We start from the raw sequence: 18,423 nt of genomic DNA on the forward strand, positions 1-18,423 counted from the left end.
ACATGAAAAATTTGTTACTGTTTTCTCTCTTACTATTGATAACACCAAATCAAGTATCCACTTATTCTTCCCAAACATTGCCTATTTCTCAACATTCCAAACAGTGGAAAGGAAAGATTAGCGATACAAATGCGACAACTCAAAATAAATTATAGTCTGAAAAAAATCGTTTTCCTACATATCATTTCTCCGTCCAAAATATTGGAAAAGATGAAGTATATAACATACAAGCAGAAGTATTCCGAAACGAACTCAATACAAAGACAAAATACGAACTCTTTTCGCTAAAACAAGGCCGATTAGCGAGTGGAAAAACAAGATTTGAACATATGAACTTCCCGATTTCTACTAAAACAAACGAAGTAGATGTCATGATCACATGGCAAGAACATCCATTTCGCTCTTTAAGAAATGGTCAAACAATAGCAGGAAGAAAATTGAAAGAACACTTTATTTTTAAAGAAACGACAAAAAACCATAGCCAAAATACACGAATTTGACTATGGTTTCAACCTCTCTTACATTTTACTCCATTCTAAAGAAGCAACAATAAATATGGAACCTTCCACTCATCATGCGATTTAGTTAGCTGAATGTAACTGGATTCGCACCTTCTTCTCCCCTAAAGAAATTTCAGCATCCTCCTTTGTTAAACGTTGGAATGTAAATTGCTTTATTAATAAGTTTTCTTCTATTAATTCTTTGTATTTTGTTAAGGCACTCTGTAATTCATCATCTGTATCCACAACTACATCCACTCGTAAATGGATCGGTAAATGGAGCTGCTTTCGATATTCTTGCACAACACGAATAAATTCACGCGCCACTCCTTCTTGTAACAATTCTTTTGTTACATTTGTATCTAACATAACCGTATATTGTCCATTTGTCGCATTAGAAAAACCTGCTTTCGGTACTTTCTCTATGAGTACATCTTCCACTGTTACAATGAATTCTTCTGATGATACACTACAAACTGCTTTTTTAGTCGTAATAAAGCTTTGCACTTCTTCTTTTGATAATTGTTTTAACCAGTCATTTACGGTATTGACATACTTTCCAAATTTCGGTCCTGCCACTTTGAAATTTAGCTTTAGTTGGTGCGATGTATATTTTGTTTCGTCTAATTCTACATGGAACGATTTCACATTTAATTCATCCATAATAATATCGCTGTAGGCTTTCCAATTTATGTTTTGTTTATGATGATCGAGTAATACGAGCTCGGCTAACGGTTGCTTCACTTTGAGCGCATGCTGATTACGGTTACTGCGCCCAAGTTCAACAACTTGTAAGACTGCGTTCATTTCTTCTTCTAATTCCTTTTGGATATATGTCTCATCCCCTGCCGGATAATCCGCTAAATGAACACTACTTCCTTCTAAATTAAGATGAATATCTTCCGCTATAAATGGTGTAAACGGCGCTAATAATTTACTAACTATAACAAGTACTTCGTGAAGCGTTTCATATGCAGCTACTTTCGCAGGACTCATTCCTGATTCCCAAAAACGATTGCGAGAACGTCTCACATACCAATTACTTACTTCATCCACAAAAGAAGCAATCTCGCGAGCTGCATTTGTAAATTGATATTCCTCTAATGCACGTCTGGCTTTTTTCGTTGTACTATGAAGACGGGAGAGTACCCATTCATCCAGTTTCGTTCTCTTCATCTCATACTCTCCATGTGGATTATAGTTATCTAAATTTGCATATAAAACATAAAAGCTATATACATTTACAAGTGTATCTACCAGCTTTGATTTCGCTTCTTGAACAGTTCTTTCAGAAAAACGCTTTGCATTCCAAGGCGCGCTATCAACTAGAAGAGCCCATCTTAATGCATCTGCTCCAAATTTCTCAATTAATTCTACTGGATCTAGCGCGTTTCCTTTACTCTTTGACATCTTTTGCCCTTGTTCATCTAGCACATGCCCAAGAGATAAAACACGTTTGTAAGGCACTTTACCTGTGTATAGTGCTGCAACAGCTAGTAAGCTATAAAACCATCCACGCGTTTGATCGATTCCTTCCGCAATAACATCTGCTGGAAACTGTTCTGTAAACAGCTCTTTATTTTCAAACGGATAATGATACTGAGCAAATGGCATCGAACCACTATCAAACCAAACATCAATTACTTCTGGTGTACGCCTCATTATATTTCCGCATTTGTCACAGCACACATTCACTTCATCAACGTATGGCTTATGCAGTTCTAAATCTTCATGCACTTCTTTTACACTACGTGCTCTTAGTTCCGCTATACTCTTCGGTGCGAATGAATGATGACAGTTTTCACATTCCCATACATTTAGAGGGGTTCCCCAATATCTATTTCGGCTAATGTTCCAATCTACCATATTTTTCAAAAACTTTCCAAACCGTCCATGCTTCATATGATCCGGATACCACGTGACCTCATCATTATTTTGTAAGAACGTCTCCTTTAACTCAGTTGTCCGAATGAACCAACTTTCTCCAGCGTAGTATAGTAACGGAGAATCACATCGCCAACAATGCGGATAACTATGTTCATACTTCTCTTTATGATACAGCAAGCCTTCCCTAGCTAAATAGCGAACAATGTCAACATCACATTCTTTTACAAATCTTCCTTGCAAAAATGGGACAGCCTCTGTATATTCACCTTTTTCATCTACTACATGAAGAAAGGAAAGTCCTTGACTCTGCACAATTTTATAATCATCTTCCCCGTAAGCTGGTGCAATATGAACAATGCCTGTCCCACTATCACCTGTTACAAAGTGAGCTGAAATCACACGGTAACCATTTGTCACTTCATCCATCGGGAACAGTGCGCTATATGATATACCGACAAATTCCTTACCTTTATGAGTCGATACTACTTGATAATTTTCTTTTAATACTTGATGTGCTCGCTCTTTTGCAACGATATATACTACGCCATCTTTTTTAGCCTTCACGTAATCCATATCTGGATGTACAGCAAGTGCTACGTTGGCTGGAAGAGTCCACGGTGTTGTTGTCCACCCAAGAAAATATTCCTCACGGTTCAATACTTTAAATTTCACCGTTGCACTTAAATCTTTTACCATTTTATATCCTTGTGCTACTTCATGTGAACTCAGTGATGTTTGGCAGCTTGGACAGTATGGTGAAACGCGATGCCCTTTGTATAACAAACCTTTTTCATGGATTGTTCCAAGAATATGCCATACACTTTCAATATACGAATTTTCTAACGTTACATATGGCTCATCCATATCAACCCAATAGCCAATACTTTCGGTAAATTCACGCCACTGCTTTTCATACGTAAATACACTTTCCTTACACTTTTCAATAAAAGGCTCAACTCCGTATTCTTCAATCTCATGTTTTCCAGAGATGCCAAGCTGTTTTTCTACTCCTAATTCCACAGGTAATCCGTGCGTATCCCATCCGGCTTTACGCAGCACTTTATATCCTGTCATCGTTTTATATCTTGCGACTAAATCTTTGATCGTTCGTCCAAGCGCATGTCCAACATGTGGTAATCCATTGGCAGTAGGCGGTCCTTCATAGAACACAAAAGACTGTGCACCTTCTCGATTTCGAATAGATTGCTCAAAGATATTTTGTTTCTTCCACTGCTTACGAATTCGTGTTTCTCTCCCTACAGCTGATTCTTTTACATCTACCTTCTCCATTTACAATCACTCCTTTGAAATTTTGTAAAAGCACACAAAAAACCCGTCCCTAAAAGTAGGGACGGGTTTACCCGCGTTACCACCCTAATTCTATTAGCTTCTTGACCAATAGCACTTAGCAACGTACTAACATACGTGTTCTTTGTAACGATAGACATCCGTCCGAGCTTACTCTATTCAGCTACGGCTCCTCGGAGATGATTTTCAAATACAGTCTGCACACCAGCTTTCAGCAAATCACCGGCTCTCTGTAGAACAGTTCTATATTTTACTCCTTCTCGTCTTCAGATTTGTATCCTTTTATTAACAATTATTGTATTCCATCGAAACAACAACTGTCAATCAATTCCAATATTTTATTTGTATCCCTATTCTATATATGTTATCCGAACCCCTTATCTCCTTTTACATCTCTTCTGGCGCACCAATTCCAAGTAAACGTAAACCTTCTTTTAATACAATCGTTACCGCATACACAAGTGCAAGTCTGCTTTCTTTCTCATGATCGTCTTCTAAAATACGTACATTTCCATAGTATTTATTAAACGCCTGTGCTACATTTAATATATACTTTGCAATATGAGAGGGTTCATTTTTTGTGAAAGCTGTTTCAATCACTTGTGGAAATTGATTTAATAATTTCAATGTATTCCAACTGTAATCGTCATTTAATGCAAATGTTGTTGTTTCAAATTCTATATGTTCTTTTCTTAAAATAGAGCAAGCACGTGCATGTGTATATTGAACATATGGACCTGTTTCCCCTTCGAACTTCAACATTTTCTCTAATGAAAATTCAATATTGTGCATACGTTCGTTTTTCAAATCATGGAAAACGATTGCCCCTACACCAACTTGTTTCGCAACTTCTTCTTTCTGCTTTAAACTTGGATTTTTCTCTTCAATATGTTGCTGAGCAAATGCAATTGCTTCTTCTAGTACTTCTTCTAGTAATACTACCTTTCCCTTACGTGTAGACATTTTCTTACCGTCTTTTAAAACAAGACCAAATGGTACATGCTGCATTCCCTCAACCCATGTGTAGCCTAATCGTTTTAATACGGTAAAAAATTGTGTGAAATGTAAGCTTTGTTCCGCTCCGACTACATAAAGCGCCTTATCAAATCCGTATGTATTTTGACGATATAAAGCTGCTGTTAAATCACGTGTAGCATAAAGAGTCGCCCCGTCAGATTTTCTAATTAAACATGGCGGCATATTCTCTTCATCTAAATTCACAACTTGAGCTCCATCTGATTCCTCTAATAACTCTTTCTCCTCTAGCATTTCAACAAATTCATCCATCTTATCGTTGTAAAAAGACTCTCCTTGAAAATTTGTAAACTCTACTCCAAGAAGTTCATAAATGCGAGAAAATTCTTTTAACGATTCATGGCGAAACCAATTCCATAAAAAGACAGCGTCTTCATCGTCATCTTCTAACTTTTTAAACCAAGTACGCCCCTCTTCTTCTAACTCTGGATTTTCTTTTACTTCCTCATGAAATTGAACGTATAACTGAAATAATTCACGAATTGGGTCTTCTTTGACAAGATCCTCATTTCCCCACTTTTTATATGCGGTAATAAGCTTTCCGAACTGCGTTCCCCAATCACCAATATAGTTAATACCGACAACTTCATAGCCGCATTTTTCAGCAATATGGTTTAAAGCATTCCCAATCATTGTTGAACGTAAATGTCCCATAGAAAATGGTTTCGCGATATTTGGAGAAGAATAATCAATTACAACTGTCTTTTCCTGCCCAAAATGATGTTGTCCATATTCTTCTTTTTCAGCTAAAATGGTTTTTAATATATGATTACTTACGACAGAACGATTATAAAATATATTTACATACGGTCCCACCGCCTCTACTTTTGTGAAAAATGACCCTTTTAATTCTGAAGCAATTTCCTTAGCAATTTGTGCTGGTGCTTTTTTATATTGTTTTGCAAGCGTAAAACAAGGAAATGCTGCATCCCCTAATTCACTTTGCTTTGGCGTTTCGATTAAAGCCATAATTTCTTCTAATGACAATCCGGCATGTAAATTGTTTATTAATGCTTTTGCAAATTGTTTTTTGTATTCCATACATTACCCCTCCTTTTATTTAAAAAAACACAAAAAACTCGCCTCTAAAAAAGAGACGAGTTATCACCCGTGGTACCACCCTTGTTGTTCAATCTGAACCACTTTCCCGTTTATAACGAGGACAGGGAACCCCGGCTTACCCTACTATTCCTTTCAAGCAGCGTCTCCGAAGTGCGCTTCATCCTCTTCTCCGCACTAGGCTCACACTATCCCTAGCTCGCTTCCCTTCTGAAGATGGACTACTCTCTTCATCTACGACATCCTATATAATTGATTATTGCCTATTATACATCTTTTCAAATAATTAGCAAGTTTCAATAACACCAAAATGAAATTTTGCACTTTTTCGCTTATATACAAAGAAGTGATGTCGTTTAAATCTTTCACTACGAAAATGATCTTTTAAAACAACTCGTTTCTTCGCAACACGCTTCGCTTCTCGAATCGTTTCATCTGCAATATCATGATATAACGCAAAATGCTTCAAACCGCGAATCCCATCTGATTCCACAATGGTTTCTTCAAACATTGGATCTAAATATACTACATCGTAACGATTGTCTTCACAGTGCTTTAGGAAATGAAAATGCTCACTTTCCTTCACGATAATTTGGCGCATCGCTTCATCCATTTCTGGAATGCCCGAACACCATTGTTTTAATCCTTTATCCATAATATAGGCCATATAACGATTCCCTTCAATTCCAGTTACAGCACCCTCTTTTCCAACAATATAACTTGCGACAATACTATCTGATGCCATACCAAGTGTGCAGTCTAACACTGTCATTCCTTTTTCTAACTTAGCAGCTTGAACAAACGGATCCTGCTCTCCTCTCATCAACCTTTTCACGCGAAACATGGCTGAATTAGGATGAAAAAAGAATGACTCATCCGTTCCGTTTGGATAAATAGCTAATCGATTCTTCCCTACGACAAGCACATCATCTTCAAACTGCTTATGTAATTGATGCACCGAAAGCTCATCTCGCACGAGAAAAGGGCATTGTAATTCTTTCGCTACCTCTTTTGCATACACTGTCATTTCTTTATTTGTGCGTCCTGCTGTTGTTACAATCATCTTTTCACCTCATATATAAAGAAAAAGGGAGAATTCCTTCTCCCTCGTTCCTTAACAATGCTTTTCAAAAGCTTGTTCTAAGTTATGAATAATTTCTTCCATCGTTGCACCTTCAATTTCATGACGGTGAATGAAGTGAACAACTTCTTTTCCTTTTAATAAAGCCATAGATGGTGAAGATGGTGGAATCTCTCCAAAATACTCGCGCATTTTTGCAGTTGCTCCTTTATCTTGTCCTGCAAATACAGTGACAAGATGATCAGGTTGTTTTTCTGAACGCACAACCGCTTGACCAGCTGATGGACGCGCTAAACCTGCTGCACAGCCACAAACAGAGTTTACAACAACTAATGTTGTACCTGTTGCTTGTTCCATATATTCTGTTACAGCTTCTTCTGTTGTTAATTCTTCAAATCCAGCACGCACTAATTCTTGACGCATCGGAATTACCATTTGACGCATGTACTCTTCGTATGCATTTGACATCTTTCTTCTCTCTCCTTCAACTTTCATTCCAAATTCATCATATCACGGTCTAATAATAGGTGCAAAAGAAAGATAGTAATCCTATCATTTTTTTGCAGGAATTTCACAAATTCCTTCCCGGCAATGTCCAACTGGTACTAGTTTTCTATTATTTGCAATATAATCATATACTTTATTTCCAAACTTCAGCAACATTGATAACTTAATGAATGGAACAATAGGCCAATAAGATGGTACCACCTTTGCTATTACATAAATGCTATAGATTCCATCGTACCACTGATCGTCTTTCCATACATAAAGCCTTTGTTCCATCTTATGTTGCAATGTTTCTGATAACTGACATTTCTTCACTACTTCTTTCTCACGAAAAGAAAGAAACGTTATACGCCCCTTTTTATCAAGTTTCTTTGTACGCTCTGTAATCGCAGCACACATCGGACACCAGCTATCATAGAAAACTATCATATTATTCTCCTTTACGAGCTTCCGTCATTTGCTTCCAAACAGATCCTTTCGCTTCTTCGCCGCCCTCAATGCGTTCTAATGCTAGACGCGCTTGCATCGCTACTTCAAATTCTGGATCATCCTGTGCGGCGCGCAAAGCTGGTATTGCACTTTCATCACCAAGCTCAAATAAGAACATTGCTGCACGCCAGCGCACCAATTTACTTGGATCTTTCAATGCCTTAATCATCACAAACATCGCTGCTGGATCTCCTACATCTGATAAACAATCCCCTGCCGTACGTCGTACACTGACAGAACGATCTAACATCGCTTTATATAGTAATGGTAGTACCTCTTCTCCTTTAACCATTCCTAAATATGCTGTTGCTAAACGACGAATCGATACTTTCTCATCTTCTAGCGCTTTCTTCAAGACAGGGATATCGTCTTCGGTAGGATCCATCTGTTCCAATGCAGCATACCGTTTTTTCCAATCCGGATCTGACATCATTTCTTCCGTTACTTTATATGGCGTGCGCTTTTGAATTGTTACTTCTACTGCACCGGCTTGCTCTAACAACTCTTTCACTGTTTCATTTATGCGCTCTTCAGGGTATGCTGCAACAATTTCTTCGACAACTTCTGTTCCGATTTCTTCAAAATTGCCATAGCGTGTACTTTGTTCTACCCATTTTCGCTCTTTCACAACATTTGGAGCAGACATTTGGACTTTCATAATAGCTTCTTTAAATCGATCTGGTAAACCAACTCGCTCTTCTGTTGTTCCATCTGTTAATTTCACCTGCATTGGAATGGTAAAAAACATTTGAATAAATACTTTCACTTCCCCAAAATGGGAAAGCTGCTCTTGCTCATCGTCTTCTACTACCTCTTCTCCAAATACAGTGCGAACTTGTTGTAAAAGAACTTTCCAATCATACTTCGCATTTCGTTCGACAGCTAAAAAATCAGCAACATGGTATACGCCTTTAATACCTTCGATTTTCAAAATATGTTGTACTTGCTCAGGAGCTTGATCTGCATTTTCTTTCGTATAATTATTACGTGCTCCTGCTGGTAATACCTCATTCAAAATAACTTTCATTGTATTCGGACTTGGCGTCGGTTCAATTGCTTTAATCTTCACGTAAATATACTCTCCTTTATTGCTTGTTCTTAGCTGTATTGTAACATGTCCTATTCCTATACTCCTACTAGGATGCTTATTTTTACGAATTCTTCTTATACTGTGGATCAATTAAATACAATCGTGAAAGCTCTTATATCATATACATTTTGTTTTTCATCCATTTGAAATCTCTCTTTTCTTTTCTAAAAACGCAATTCTTTCAATTACAACTTCTGTTCTATATATTCTCTTTCCTTGGTCATTCTCGTAATTGCTCGTATGGATACGGCCCGTAATGCCAACGAGAGAACCTTTTTGGCAATACTCTGATACATTCTCAGCTGACTTTCTCCATACAACACAATAAATATAATCTGCTTGTTGTTCCCCTAAACTATTTCGAAAGCCTCTATTTACAGCAATACAAATACGTGCATAAGGAATTCCTTGCTTTGTATAGTATAATTCTGGATCTTTTGTTAATCTTCCAACTAATACAACTCGATTCATCATACATATATCACCTCACATTTTTTTCTCCATTGTAGAAAAAAAGAGAAAATAGGTAAAAAATGCAAAATGATATATTTCCATTCAGAAATCATAACTTTCAATCTAATAAAATAAAAAAAGAAATTCTATATGATGCAATCATGTAGAATTTCTTGAAATATTTATCCCGCATTAACGGGCAGTAAGACTCCCACCTCAAGATTCAAAGGGAAGCAAGGAAGATAGGTGGGAGATTAACTGCCCGTAACAGCCCGATTGGTGAGGGCTCATAATCAGTGGGGGATGAAGAAAACCCCCACTGATTAAAGTTTCACTTTATGCTTCTCGGCAAGAGATATAATATCCTCCACGAGCCATTCGTATATCAGCACGATATAATGTATTGTTTAAACGAAAAGTAATCGGCTTCACTTTGTTGACAAATTCTAGCTGTTCCTGAGATTCTTTAGCATACTTCTCAACAGCTGTACAAATGATTTCAGAGGATGGATACGTTAAAGCGTCATCTAATTCAATAAAAAAACTTTTTCTTAATATTTTTTTGAAGAGTCCTTTCTTTTCTTTCATCATAAACACTCTCCCTTCACACATAAAATAAAACTTTCATTTATAGTTCTATCTCATTTTTCATCCATATTATACCATAACAAATTTTCATGAGCTTTAGAAAGAGAACAACAAAAAACCTGTATGCTTGCAAACATACAGGTTTTTCTACTAATCATTCTTTGCAAAGTAAGAAACGAAGCGAAGAATTTCTAAGTATAGCCATACTAGCGTCATCATTAGACCCATTGCGCTGTACCACTCCATATATTTCGGAGCACCACTGCGCGCACCATTTTCGATTAAATCGAAATCTAGTAATAGATTTAATGCAGCAACGACAATAATAACCGCACTAATGATTATACCGATTGTTCCCCCTTGGTGAATATATGGAACTGTTACACCAAACATATTTAATGCGAAAACAATTAAGTACATAATCGCAATTCCAAAGGTTGCAGCCATAATACCTGTGCGGAATTTATCCGTTACTTTCACTACGCGAGTCGCATATAACACTAACATTGCAAATAAAATAGAAACAGTTAGTAGTACCGCATTTAAAACGATAGAATCTCCAAAGCGCGTTGTGTATATAGCTGAAACACTTCCTAACACAACACCTTCTACCGCTGCATAAATTGGCGCACCAATCGATGAGATACGCGGAATAAACATTGATGCAAATGCGATAATAGCAGCAACAATTAGCGCACCAATAAATACTGGCATTTTCATTACACCATTCATCATCTGTATGTATGAATAGACAGACGTTGCAAGAAGCAAGATAAGCATAATAAAAGTTTTGCCTACCGCTCCGCTAATTGTCATGGCAGACGCACTTGCTCCTTCTTTACGAAATGCCTCTTTTTTCAACATTGGATTCGATGTTCTCATTTTTTCCCTCCTATAATAGGTTCTACCAATAGTGTAAAGTTTTTCTCTCTATATTTCAATATATGCAGCTTGTTTTTATTTTAATCCTTCAACAATATCTGAAAGCTCACTCCATCGTTCCATCGCTTTCTCTAGTTGTTCTTCCAGTTGTTCCTGTACTTCAGCAAGTTCTTGCGCCTTCGTAAAGTCGGAACCTACATTTGCAAGTTCTTCTCCAACCGCTCCCAATTGTTCTTCCAGTTCTGCAATCTTATCCTCAATTGTTTCCCACTCGCGTTGTTCATGATAAGAAAGTTTACGTTTCCGTTGTTGTTTCGGAGCTTCTTCTACTTTCTTTTCTTTTCGTACTTCGGCTTTTTCAAGTAGTTCTTTTGTTTTTTCCATTTCTAAATAGTCACTATAACTTCCTAAAAATTCACGAACTTCACCATTTCCAATAAAAATAAATAACTCATCTACGACTTTATCTAGAAAATAACGATCATGCGATACGGTTAACACTACGCCTGGAAAATCTTCTAAATAATCTTCTAATACCGTTAATGTTTGTGTATCTAAATCGTTTGTTGGCTCGTCTAATAACAGTACATTCGGTTCTCCCATTAAAATGCGCAATAAATATAATCGTCTTCGCTCACCACCAGATAATTTCCCAAGCGGCGTTCCATGTGAATGCGGTTCGAATAAGAAACGCTCTAGCATTTGTGAAGCACTAATGATTTTGCCATCTGTCGTATGAATGACTTCTGCAACCTCTTTAATATATTCAATCATACGTTGATTTAAATTCATTTCTTCATTTTCTTGTGTATAATACGCAATTTTTACAGTTTGTCCTACTTCAATTTCCCCACTATCCGGAGATAATTTACCTGTAAGCATGTTTAATAATGATGATTTTCCGCTACCATTCGCTCCAATAATCCCTATGCGGTCGCCTGGTTTTATAATATGACTAAACTTATGAAGCAGCGTCTTATCTCCAAACTGTTTCGTTACATCTTTTAGTTCAATCACTTTCTTTCCTAATCTGCTGCCGCTAAGTGCAATATCAACAGTCTGCTTCGCAGCAGGCCCTTCTTGATTCTTTAAATCTTCGAAACGTTGAATACGGGCTTTTTGCTTCGTTGAACGGGCTTTTGCTCCGCGGCGAATCCAAGCTAATTCTCGGCGATATAAATTTTGTCTTTTTGCTTCTTGCGCTAGTTCTTGTTCTTCACGAAGTGCTTTTGCTTCTAGAAATGTACTGTAATTCCCTTCGTAGCTATATAACTTCCCTTTGTCTAATTCAAAAATGCGGTTTGTTACGCGGTCTAAGAAATACCGATCATGTGTAACAAGTAAAACGGCTCCTGTATATCTTGATAAATACTCTTCCAACCACTCTACCGTTTCATGATCTAAATGGTTCGTTGGCTCATCTAGTATGAGTAAATCTGGTGTTTCAATAAAACATTGCGCCATCGCAATACGTTTCTTTTGTCCTCCAGATAAATTTCCAACTCTTGCAGTAAAGTCTGTAATCCCTAATTTCGTTAAAAGAGACTTCGCATTCGCATTTGCTTCCCATGCATTCATTGCATCCATGCGCTGCTGCATCGCAAATAATTGCTCTTGTACTTTTTCACTATTTGGATTTTGTTCAATCTGCAATAGTGATTGTTCATATTCACGAAGAAGACGAATAAGGGGGGTATCTCCATGAAATACTTGCTCAAGAACAGTTAAATCTTCCTTAAAGTCTGGCTGCTGTGGTAAATAGTTAATTGTATACCCACGCGTATGGGTCATATCGCCTGTATCTGGAATTTCTACACCAGCGATAATTTTTAACAACGTTGACTTCCCTGTACCATTTACCCCAATAATTCCAGCACGTTGTCCTTCCGCTATGCTAAATGATAATCCATTAAATAACGGCTTATCTCCATATGATTTCGATACATTTTCAACTGTTAACATTTTCATATTTGCCCATTCCACTCTTTCATAAATTGTTCAATAAATTCTTCCATATAAAGATGCCGACTCTCAGCCTCTCGCTTCGCTGCATCTGTATTCATTAAGTCTTTTAACTTTAACAGCTTTTCGTAAAAATGATTTAAAGATGGATCATTATTTTTTCTATACTCTTCTTTCGTCATCGATTCACGCGGCGGAATATTTGGATCATACATTAATCTACCCTTTGCTCCTCCATATGCAAATGTACGAGCAATGCCGATAGCGCCAAGAGCATCTAAACGATCCGCATCCTGAACGATTTTTCCTTCTAGCGATTCTACCTTACCACCATGTCCACCTTTATAAGACATATTTGCAATAATATGTAGAATATGTTGCCTTATTTCCTGTTCTACACCTAACTTCTCTAGCCAGTCAGAAACCTTTTTCATTCCAGCTTCTTCACTTTCATTCAGTTTCTCATCCGCAACATCATGAAGCAAAGCTGCCATCTCAATAACAAAAAGATCTCCACCTTCTTGCTTGGCTAAAGAAATCGCTAATTTATGTACACGCTCAATATGATACCAATCATGCCCGCTTGCATCTTTTTCTAAAATATTTTTAACAAACGTCACTGTTTTTTGAATTTGTTCCTGTTTTGTCATTTATCTTCACCCAGTTTCTTATTGTAACACGCCCTTATTTTTTCATCACATATTTTCTTGTCTGCCCATAGACTATTTTGTATGTATGATGATGAAGGAGGAAATCAAATGTTTTATCATAATCAACAGCCTTACCCAGGGCAACCATACTACCCTCAAAACGAAGAACGACATACTGCAATCAAAGAACAGGAGTTTCACTCGGCATCACAACCTCAGTATGCAAACCACTCAGACTTCGCAAAAAATTTTCAAGAAAACCAAATCTCACAAAATCCATATTTCACTCAACAACATCAAGAGCCTCAATATAAGCAACATTCATATACGCCGCAACAATCAGAAGGAACACAATATCTTCCAAATACAAATCAACCAAATCAAGAGTTTGTACAACAACCGTACGAATCACAAAATCAACAAAATCCATACTTATCAGAGCAAGCTACCTATCAGCAGCCTCAAATGTATCAACCACATCCAAACTTTCGCGTTTCGCCACCAGCACCAACATTAAACCCGATACAACCACAAATCTTACCACCAGGCCCAGCGACACCAATTCCAACTGAACCGACACAAGAACAAATTCAACAAGTTGTCGGCACACAGTTTCTCTCTTTAAAAAAACCTGTCCTTGATTTCGTAAAACCTTGGGTTCAATACGGTATGAATGAAGCGAAGCATACATCCCACGAACACGCAATGACCGAAATTGCTGCGATTATGTTTTTAGTTGGAAAAGGATTTAATCCAACGATTGCTCATTATATTGTAGAATCTTGGGAGAAGAACGAGCAATTTTAGAAATATTTCCCATTCATAAAAAAGAAGACCCTAAATGTTTGAAATACAAGCACTTAGGGTCTTCTTTATTTATAACTACTGTCTTACTTCATAATACCATCCGCGCGCTTTTAACCATGCTTCAAACTTTGCAAGCGATTCTTCACTTAAACCACCTGTGACAGCAAATGGATTGTTTCCTTCCCCTGGAAACTCAACCTTTGCCCACCAATTATGATCTAAAAAGTACTTTGAAACTTCCAAAATTGCATTCACACCTAATCCGCCTGTGACAACATATTTATTTACTGGTGCTAGATCTACTCCTGTAATAGCTGATACAAGTGCACGTGCCGCCTTGTCCGCATTTTGATTATATTTTTTCATATCACTTTCATTATCTATAAACAATAGTTCAAAATAATAATCTGTTTTTGTTTTATTTAACCACCCTAAATCAGGACGAGATTTTACCCCGCGCCAGTTTGTCCCAAATGCATTCGCAACAACTCTCCCAAGTTGTTCACACTTCGCTAAATTTCCATAACTCGGATGATATAACACTTCCGTTCCACTTGCAGAACCGTTGAAAGAATTCAAATGAAAAGTGGCATCAAAAGCACTTTTCACGCGTAAATGATTATTTGCACAATTGGTCCATACAGCCGTTTGTGTTGTTCCGACGTTATCTGTACAATCTACTACACTCCAACCTGCCTGTCTAAAATAATGCCCAACTCGCTGCACAAAATCCCGAGCAATTAATTCTTCTCTTCCGTAAGAACTGCTTGCCCCAGGAACGATGCTATTATGACCTGCTGAAATTGCCGCAATTGGCACTATACATCATCTCCTTTTCTATTATCATATTCAGAACTTGTCTTACGGTCAGAGCAAATGCCTAAAATGCTGCGATATTCCTTACACATTATGATTCCCTTTTTTGATCAGCTCACTAATCTCTGCACATTTAATAGATTTTTCAAACTTTATTTTTCACTGTAGCTTTGAGTAAAATCACAACGTAAAAATATATTACAATGTTCTCAATCTCGTTTAGCCTCTATGTTATAAATTAAAGAGACCGTTTAATTGAAGATGATATAATGAATCTAATTATCCTAAGGGGGGCATTGTTTTGTACGGAAAATGCATTAAATTTTATGAGTTCGGCAGTCCTAAAAACGTGTTAAAAATTGAATATAAAAATATAGAGCCACCAAAAAACAACGAAATTATAGTTCGAATGTTAGCGAGACCTATAAACCCATCTGACTTAATTCCAATAAAAGGAGCATATGCACATAGGATTTCTTTACCTAACATACCTGGTTATGAAGGAGTTGGCATTGTAGAAGATATCGGCTCTTTAGTTTCTAAAGACCTTATTGGCAAACGTGTCTTACCTTTACGTGGAGAAGGTACTTGGCAAGAATTTGTTAAGACATCAGCAGACTTTGCTATTCCTATACCTGATTCAATTCATGATTTTACGGCAGCACAAATGTATATCAATCCAATTACAGCATGGGTGACTTGTACGGAAATTCTAAAATTAAAACCGAACGATGTTTTATTGGTTAACGCTTGTGGTTCTTCCATTGGACATCTTTTTGCTCAACTATCGCAAATTTTAGGTTTTCGATTAATTGCAGTTACAAGAAACAAGAAATATACTGAGGCTTTACTTCATCTTGGTGCTTCTTATGTAATAGATACTTCTACCGTTTCACTCTATGAATCAGTGATGGAATTAACAAATGGAATAGGGGCAGATGCTGCTATTGATTCCATTGGAGGCTCAGATGGAAATGAATTGGCTTTTTGTTTACACCCTAATGGTAATTTTTTAACCATAGGGCTTCTATCGGGTATACAAGTAAATTGGGGAGATATTGTAAATAAAGCGAGAGTGAATGCTAATATGTTTCATTTACGAAATTGGAATAAAAATGTCTCAGTACATAAATGGCAAGAAACCTTTCACCGTTTGATTCATTTAGTAGAGGGTAAAAAATTACGTTTTATGACTGTTGATTCTACCTATGACTTAACAGATGTAATAAAAGCTGTCGATGCAGTCGAATGCTTTAAAAAAACAAAAGGGAAAGTATTTTTAACAAGTGATTAACTTATGAAAGCAAGAGTTAAAAAACAAAACATAATCAAATTTTTATTCTAAACTATCATGCAATACAACAAAAATCTCCCATTAACAGGAGATTTTTGTTGTATTATTTTACTTTTCGATATAGACCGACTGAATCATTGTACGCGTATACACCTTTCCTTCCTTATTTAGACCTTTTATATCAATCGTTACGTTATAGACACCTGGTTCTGTCATATTCTTCAAAAGCCCTGTAACCATATTATCATTTATTTGTTTCCCATCATTTGACGCAGAAACTAATGTTCCCTCCTTATTTATGATCCGTACCGTAACAGATACATCCTTTTGAATTTCCGGTGCCTTAGCAGACTTCTCCAATTGATATTTCGCTGTCCCAGCTTTCATTTTATTCGGTATTTTCAAAGTAAATGGAGCATCATCTTGCTTATAATTAACAACCATCATGTACGCATCTTGTTGATGATTGCTTAACATTTTAATATTCCATTCTCCTTCTTCCATTTTAGAAAGTTGAAATGTATGAATGGATGCTCCTTTAAAGTATGATTCCTCTTCTCCAATCGTAGTCACACTATCTTTATTTGTATATATCTTTCCTGATGGAGATAGTAATTCTATCTTCACTTCTGAAGAAGCAGTTAAAATTGAAACAGTCCCTTCTGTTTTTCTGTCTACTACAAATGGTTGATTCGCCCAATTATGTTGCGGTAACGCACCTCCCAAAATGGTTTGATTAGAAGGAGGATTGGTATTGTTACTTATTTCATTAGAAACAGAATGAAAGTTAGACGGAACTTTCACTTGAGAGGTGCGTAAATAAGGTTCAATTCTAGAAAAAACAGCAGAACCTTTTCGAATATTATCATGATCGAGTCCCGAATCTGTAAATAAATGTATTCCATACGGTAACTTCGTGCTCCATTCATTCACTAAGCCATCATTTGAACCATAATTTGATAAGTATAGCCCGCCTATTGATAAAGCCGAAAAACATGGCCCCCAACTTGTTCCTGCCGCCGTATAGTAACCATTTAATCTACTATTTGGATTCTGATCTATAATGGATCGAAAACGCGCCATCTCACCTATTTGCAAAGAATATGTACCCTCATCTCTTTGCCCTAATAATGAAGCTAACCAACCGGCCCACCAACTGTATGATAAATCAGCTAAATTGGAGCCATAATGTGGTGAAGCAAGCATGATCACATTTCCCACAAAACGGTTTGCTCCATATTGAACAAGGGCTGCTTGTGTGTCAATCCCTCCTTTACTATGAGCTACTATATTTACTTTTTTTCCAAAATAGGTATATATCTCTTCTAGCTTTTCAGCTAATAATTGTCCATTTTTCCATTGAGTAGCGGATCCCTTACCAGCCGCATCATATAGTTGAATAAATACGGTTTGATATCCAGCTCGAAATGCATATTCGTACATATCATTCATTTCATGATACACCGTTTCTCCATACCAAGTATCTGCACTTCCATTTCTCCCTTGCACAAAGACAATGGGTGGTCTATTTTCATCATAATTGAAAGGTTTCTCACCTAAAAACCAATCCCCTGGTGTAAATGCCTCTGAAGTAGGAAACCATTTTCCATTTATCGTTCCTATGTTTGCTTGCACATTATTACTATAATACATAGAAAAAATAAAAAGAAATGCAATCAATAAAACAATACACCTTTTCATGATTTTCATAAAAACTCCTCCTTTGGAAATAACAGCACTTTCTTATACTAATATAAATTCAAACCTAATTATTTTATCTTTTCAAATTGCTAACTATATAAAGTGAAACTTTAATCAGTGGGGGTTTTCTTCATCCCTCACTGATTATGAACTCTCATCAATCGGGCTACCCTAAAATAGCGGGATAAATAGCATCTCTGAAATAAAACAGCGCCTCCTACTTTACCAATGCTATTCTTTCTTTCAGTTTGAACTCCTTTTAAAAATAAACTAATATAATGTTTCTCAATAAAAATATTTTTGTATACAATACA

Annotated in this window: 15 protein-coding genes, 1 pseudogene and 2 other annotated features; of the genes and pseudogenes, 3 read left to right on the forward strand and 13 right to left on the reverse strand. The window is 36.8% G+C overall.

The features are described 5' to 3' along the window. Positions 1–2 precede the first annotated feature (2 nt). A pseudogene (locus MR063_RS09555) lies at positions 3–500 on the forward strand (hypothetical protein). 81 nt (positions 501–581) lie between these two features. Here the strand turns inward: MR063_RS09555 and ileS are convergent. The 11 genes from ileS to MR063_RS09610 all read right to left on the reverse strand — a co-directional run bounded on the left by ileS (position 582) and on the right by MR063_RS09610 (position 13,491). Continuing rightward, positions 582–3,677 carry an isoleucine--tRNA ligase gene (ileS, locus tag MR063_RS09560; protein ID WP_242196933.1) on the reverse strand — a complete coding sequence of 1,032 codons (3,096 nt, stop codon included), beginning with the start codon at positions 3,675–3,677 and terminating at the stop codon, positions 582–584. Between the two features lie 54 nt (positions 3,678–3,731). Continuing rightward, positions 3,732–3,971 (reverse strand) — a binding site (T-box leader). A 111-nt stretch (positions 3,972–4,082) separates the two neighbouring features. Further along, positions 4,083–5,771, reverse strand: coding sequence for an arginine--tRNA ligase (gene argS / locus MR063_RS09565; protein WP_242196936.1), 1,689 nt, complete (start codon positions 5,769–5,771; stop codon positions 4,083–4,085). Between the two features lie 48 nt (positions 5,772–5,819). Continuing rightward, positions 5,820–6,035 (reverse strand) — a binding site (T-box leader). Positions 6,036–6,075: 40 nt separating this feature from the next. Further along, positions 6,076–6,852 carry a class I SAM-dependent methyltransferase gene (locus MR063_RS09570; protein WP_242196939.1) on the reverse strand — a complete coding sequence of 259 codons (777 nt, stop codon included), beginning with the start codon at positions 6,850–6,852 and terminating at the stop codon, positions 6,076–6,078. Positions 6,853–6,903: 51 nt separating this feature from the next. After that, positions 6,904–7,338, reverse strand: coding sequence for a BrxA/BrxB family bacilliredoxin (locus MR063_RS09575; RefSeq protein ID WP_242144764.1), 435 nt, complete (start codon positions 7,336–7,338; stop codon positions 6,904–6,906). 84 nt (positions 7,339–7,422) lie between these two features. Next, positions 7,423–7,806, reverse strand: coding sequence for a thiol-disulfide oxidoreductase DCC family protein (locus tag MR063_RS09580; RefSeq protein WP_242196942.1), 384 nt, complete (start codon positions 7,804–7,806; stop codon positions 7,423–7,425). 1 nt (position 7,807) lies between these two features. Further along, positions 7,808–8,935: a conserved virulence factor C family protein gene (locus MR063_RS09585; protein WP_242196945.1), complete on the reverse strand. Its 1,128-nt coding sequence runs from the start codon at positions 8,933–8,935 to the stop codon at positions 7,808–7,810. 156 nt (positions 8,936–9,091) lie between these two features. After that, positions 9,092–9,430 carry a single-stranded DNA-binding protein gene (locus MR063_RS09590; protein ID WP_242196948.1) on the reverse strand — a complete coding sequence of 113 codons (339 nt, stop codon included), beginning with the start codon at positions 9,428–9,430 and terminating at the stop codon, positions 9,092–9,094. A gap of 315 nt (positions 9,431–9,745) precedes the next feature. Beyond that, entirely contained in the window at positions 9,746–10,000 is a 255-nt protein-coding gene (locus MR063_RS09595) for a DUF4318 domain-containing protein (RefSeq protein WP_242196951.1), read from the reverse strand. A 147-nt stretch (positions 10,001–10,147) separates the two neighbouring features. Further along, positions 10,148–10,879, reverse strand: a complete 732-nt coding sequence (locus MR063_RS09600; protein WP_242196956.1) for a Bax inhibitor-1/YccA family protein — start codon at positions 10,877–10,879, stop codon at positions 10,148–10,150. Positions 10,880–10,954: 75 nt separating this feature from the next. Next, positions 10,955–12,847, reverse strand: a complete 1,893-nt coding sequence (locus MR063_RS09605) for an ABC-F family ATP-binding cassette domain-containing protein (protein WP_242197380.1) — start codon at positions 12,845–12,847, stop codon at positions 10,955–10,957. Next, complete coding sequence (locus MR063_RS09610) at positions 12,844–13,491, reverse strand: HD domain-containing protein (protein WP_242144758.1); 648 nt, start codon at positions 13,489–13,491, stop codon at positions 12,844–12,846. The genes MR063_RS09605 and MR063_RS09610 overlap by 4 nt, the downstream gene beginning before the upstream one ends. Before the next feature lie 108 nt (positions 13,492–13,599). On the opposite strand from MR063_RS09610, the gene MR063_RS09615 reads away from it, so the two are divergent. Continuing rightward, complete coding sequence (locus tag MR063_RS09615) at positions 13,600–14,298, forward strand: hypothetical protein (RefSeq protein WP_242196959.1); 699 nt, start codon at positions 13,600–13,602, stop codon at positions 14,296–14,298. Positions 14,299–14,373: 75 nt separating this feature from the next. Here MR063_RS09615 and MR063_RS09620 read toward each other — a convergent pair whose 3' ends face one another. Then, entirely contained in the window at positions 14,374–15,117 is a 744-nt protein-coding gene (locus MR063_RS09620) for an N-acetylmuramoyl-L-alanine amidase (RefSeq protein WP_242196962.1), read from the reverse strand. A 298-nt stretch (positions 15,118–15,415) separates the two neighbouring features. Here MR063_RS09620 and MR063_RS09625 point away from each other — a divergent pair, with 298 nt between their 5' ends. Further along, positions 15,416–16,408 carry a zinc-dependent alcohol dehydrogenase family protein gene (locus MR063_RS09625; RefSeq protein WP_242196965.1) on the forward strand — a complete coding sequence of 331 codons (993 nt, stop codon included), beginning with the start codon at positions 15,416–15,418 and terminating at the stop codon, positions 16,406–16,408. Positions 16,409–16,516: 108 nt separating this feature from the next. On the opposite strand, the gene MR063_RS09630 is transcribed toward MR063_RS09625, so the two are convergent. Beyond that, positions 16,517–18,118, reverse strand: coding sequence for a lipase family alpha/beta hydrolase (locus tag MR063_RS09630; protein WP_242196968.1), 1,602 nt, complete (start codon positions 18,116–18,118; stop codon positions 16,517–16,519). Positions 18,119–18,423 lie beyond the last annotated feature (305 nt).

Source organism: Bacillus cereus group sp. BfR-BA-01492, assembly GCF_022662815.1.
Classification (GTDB): Bacteria; Bacillota; Bacilli; order Bacillales; family Bacillaceae_G; genus Bacillus_A; species Bacillus_A cereus_BD.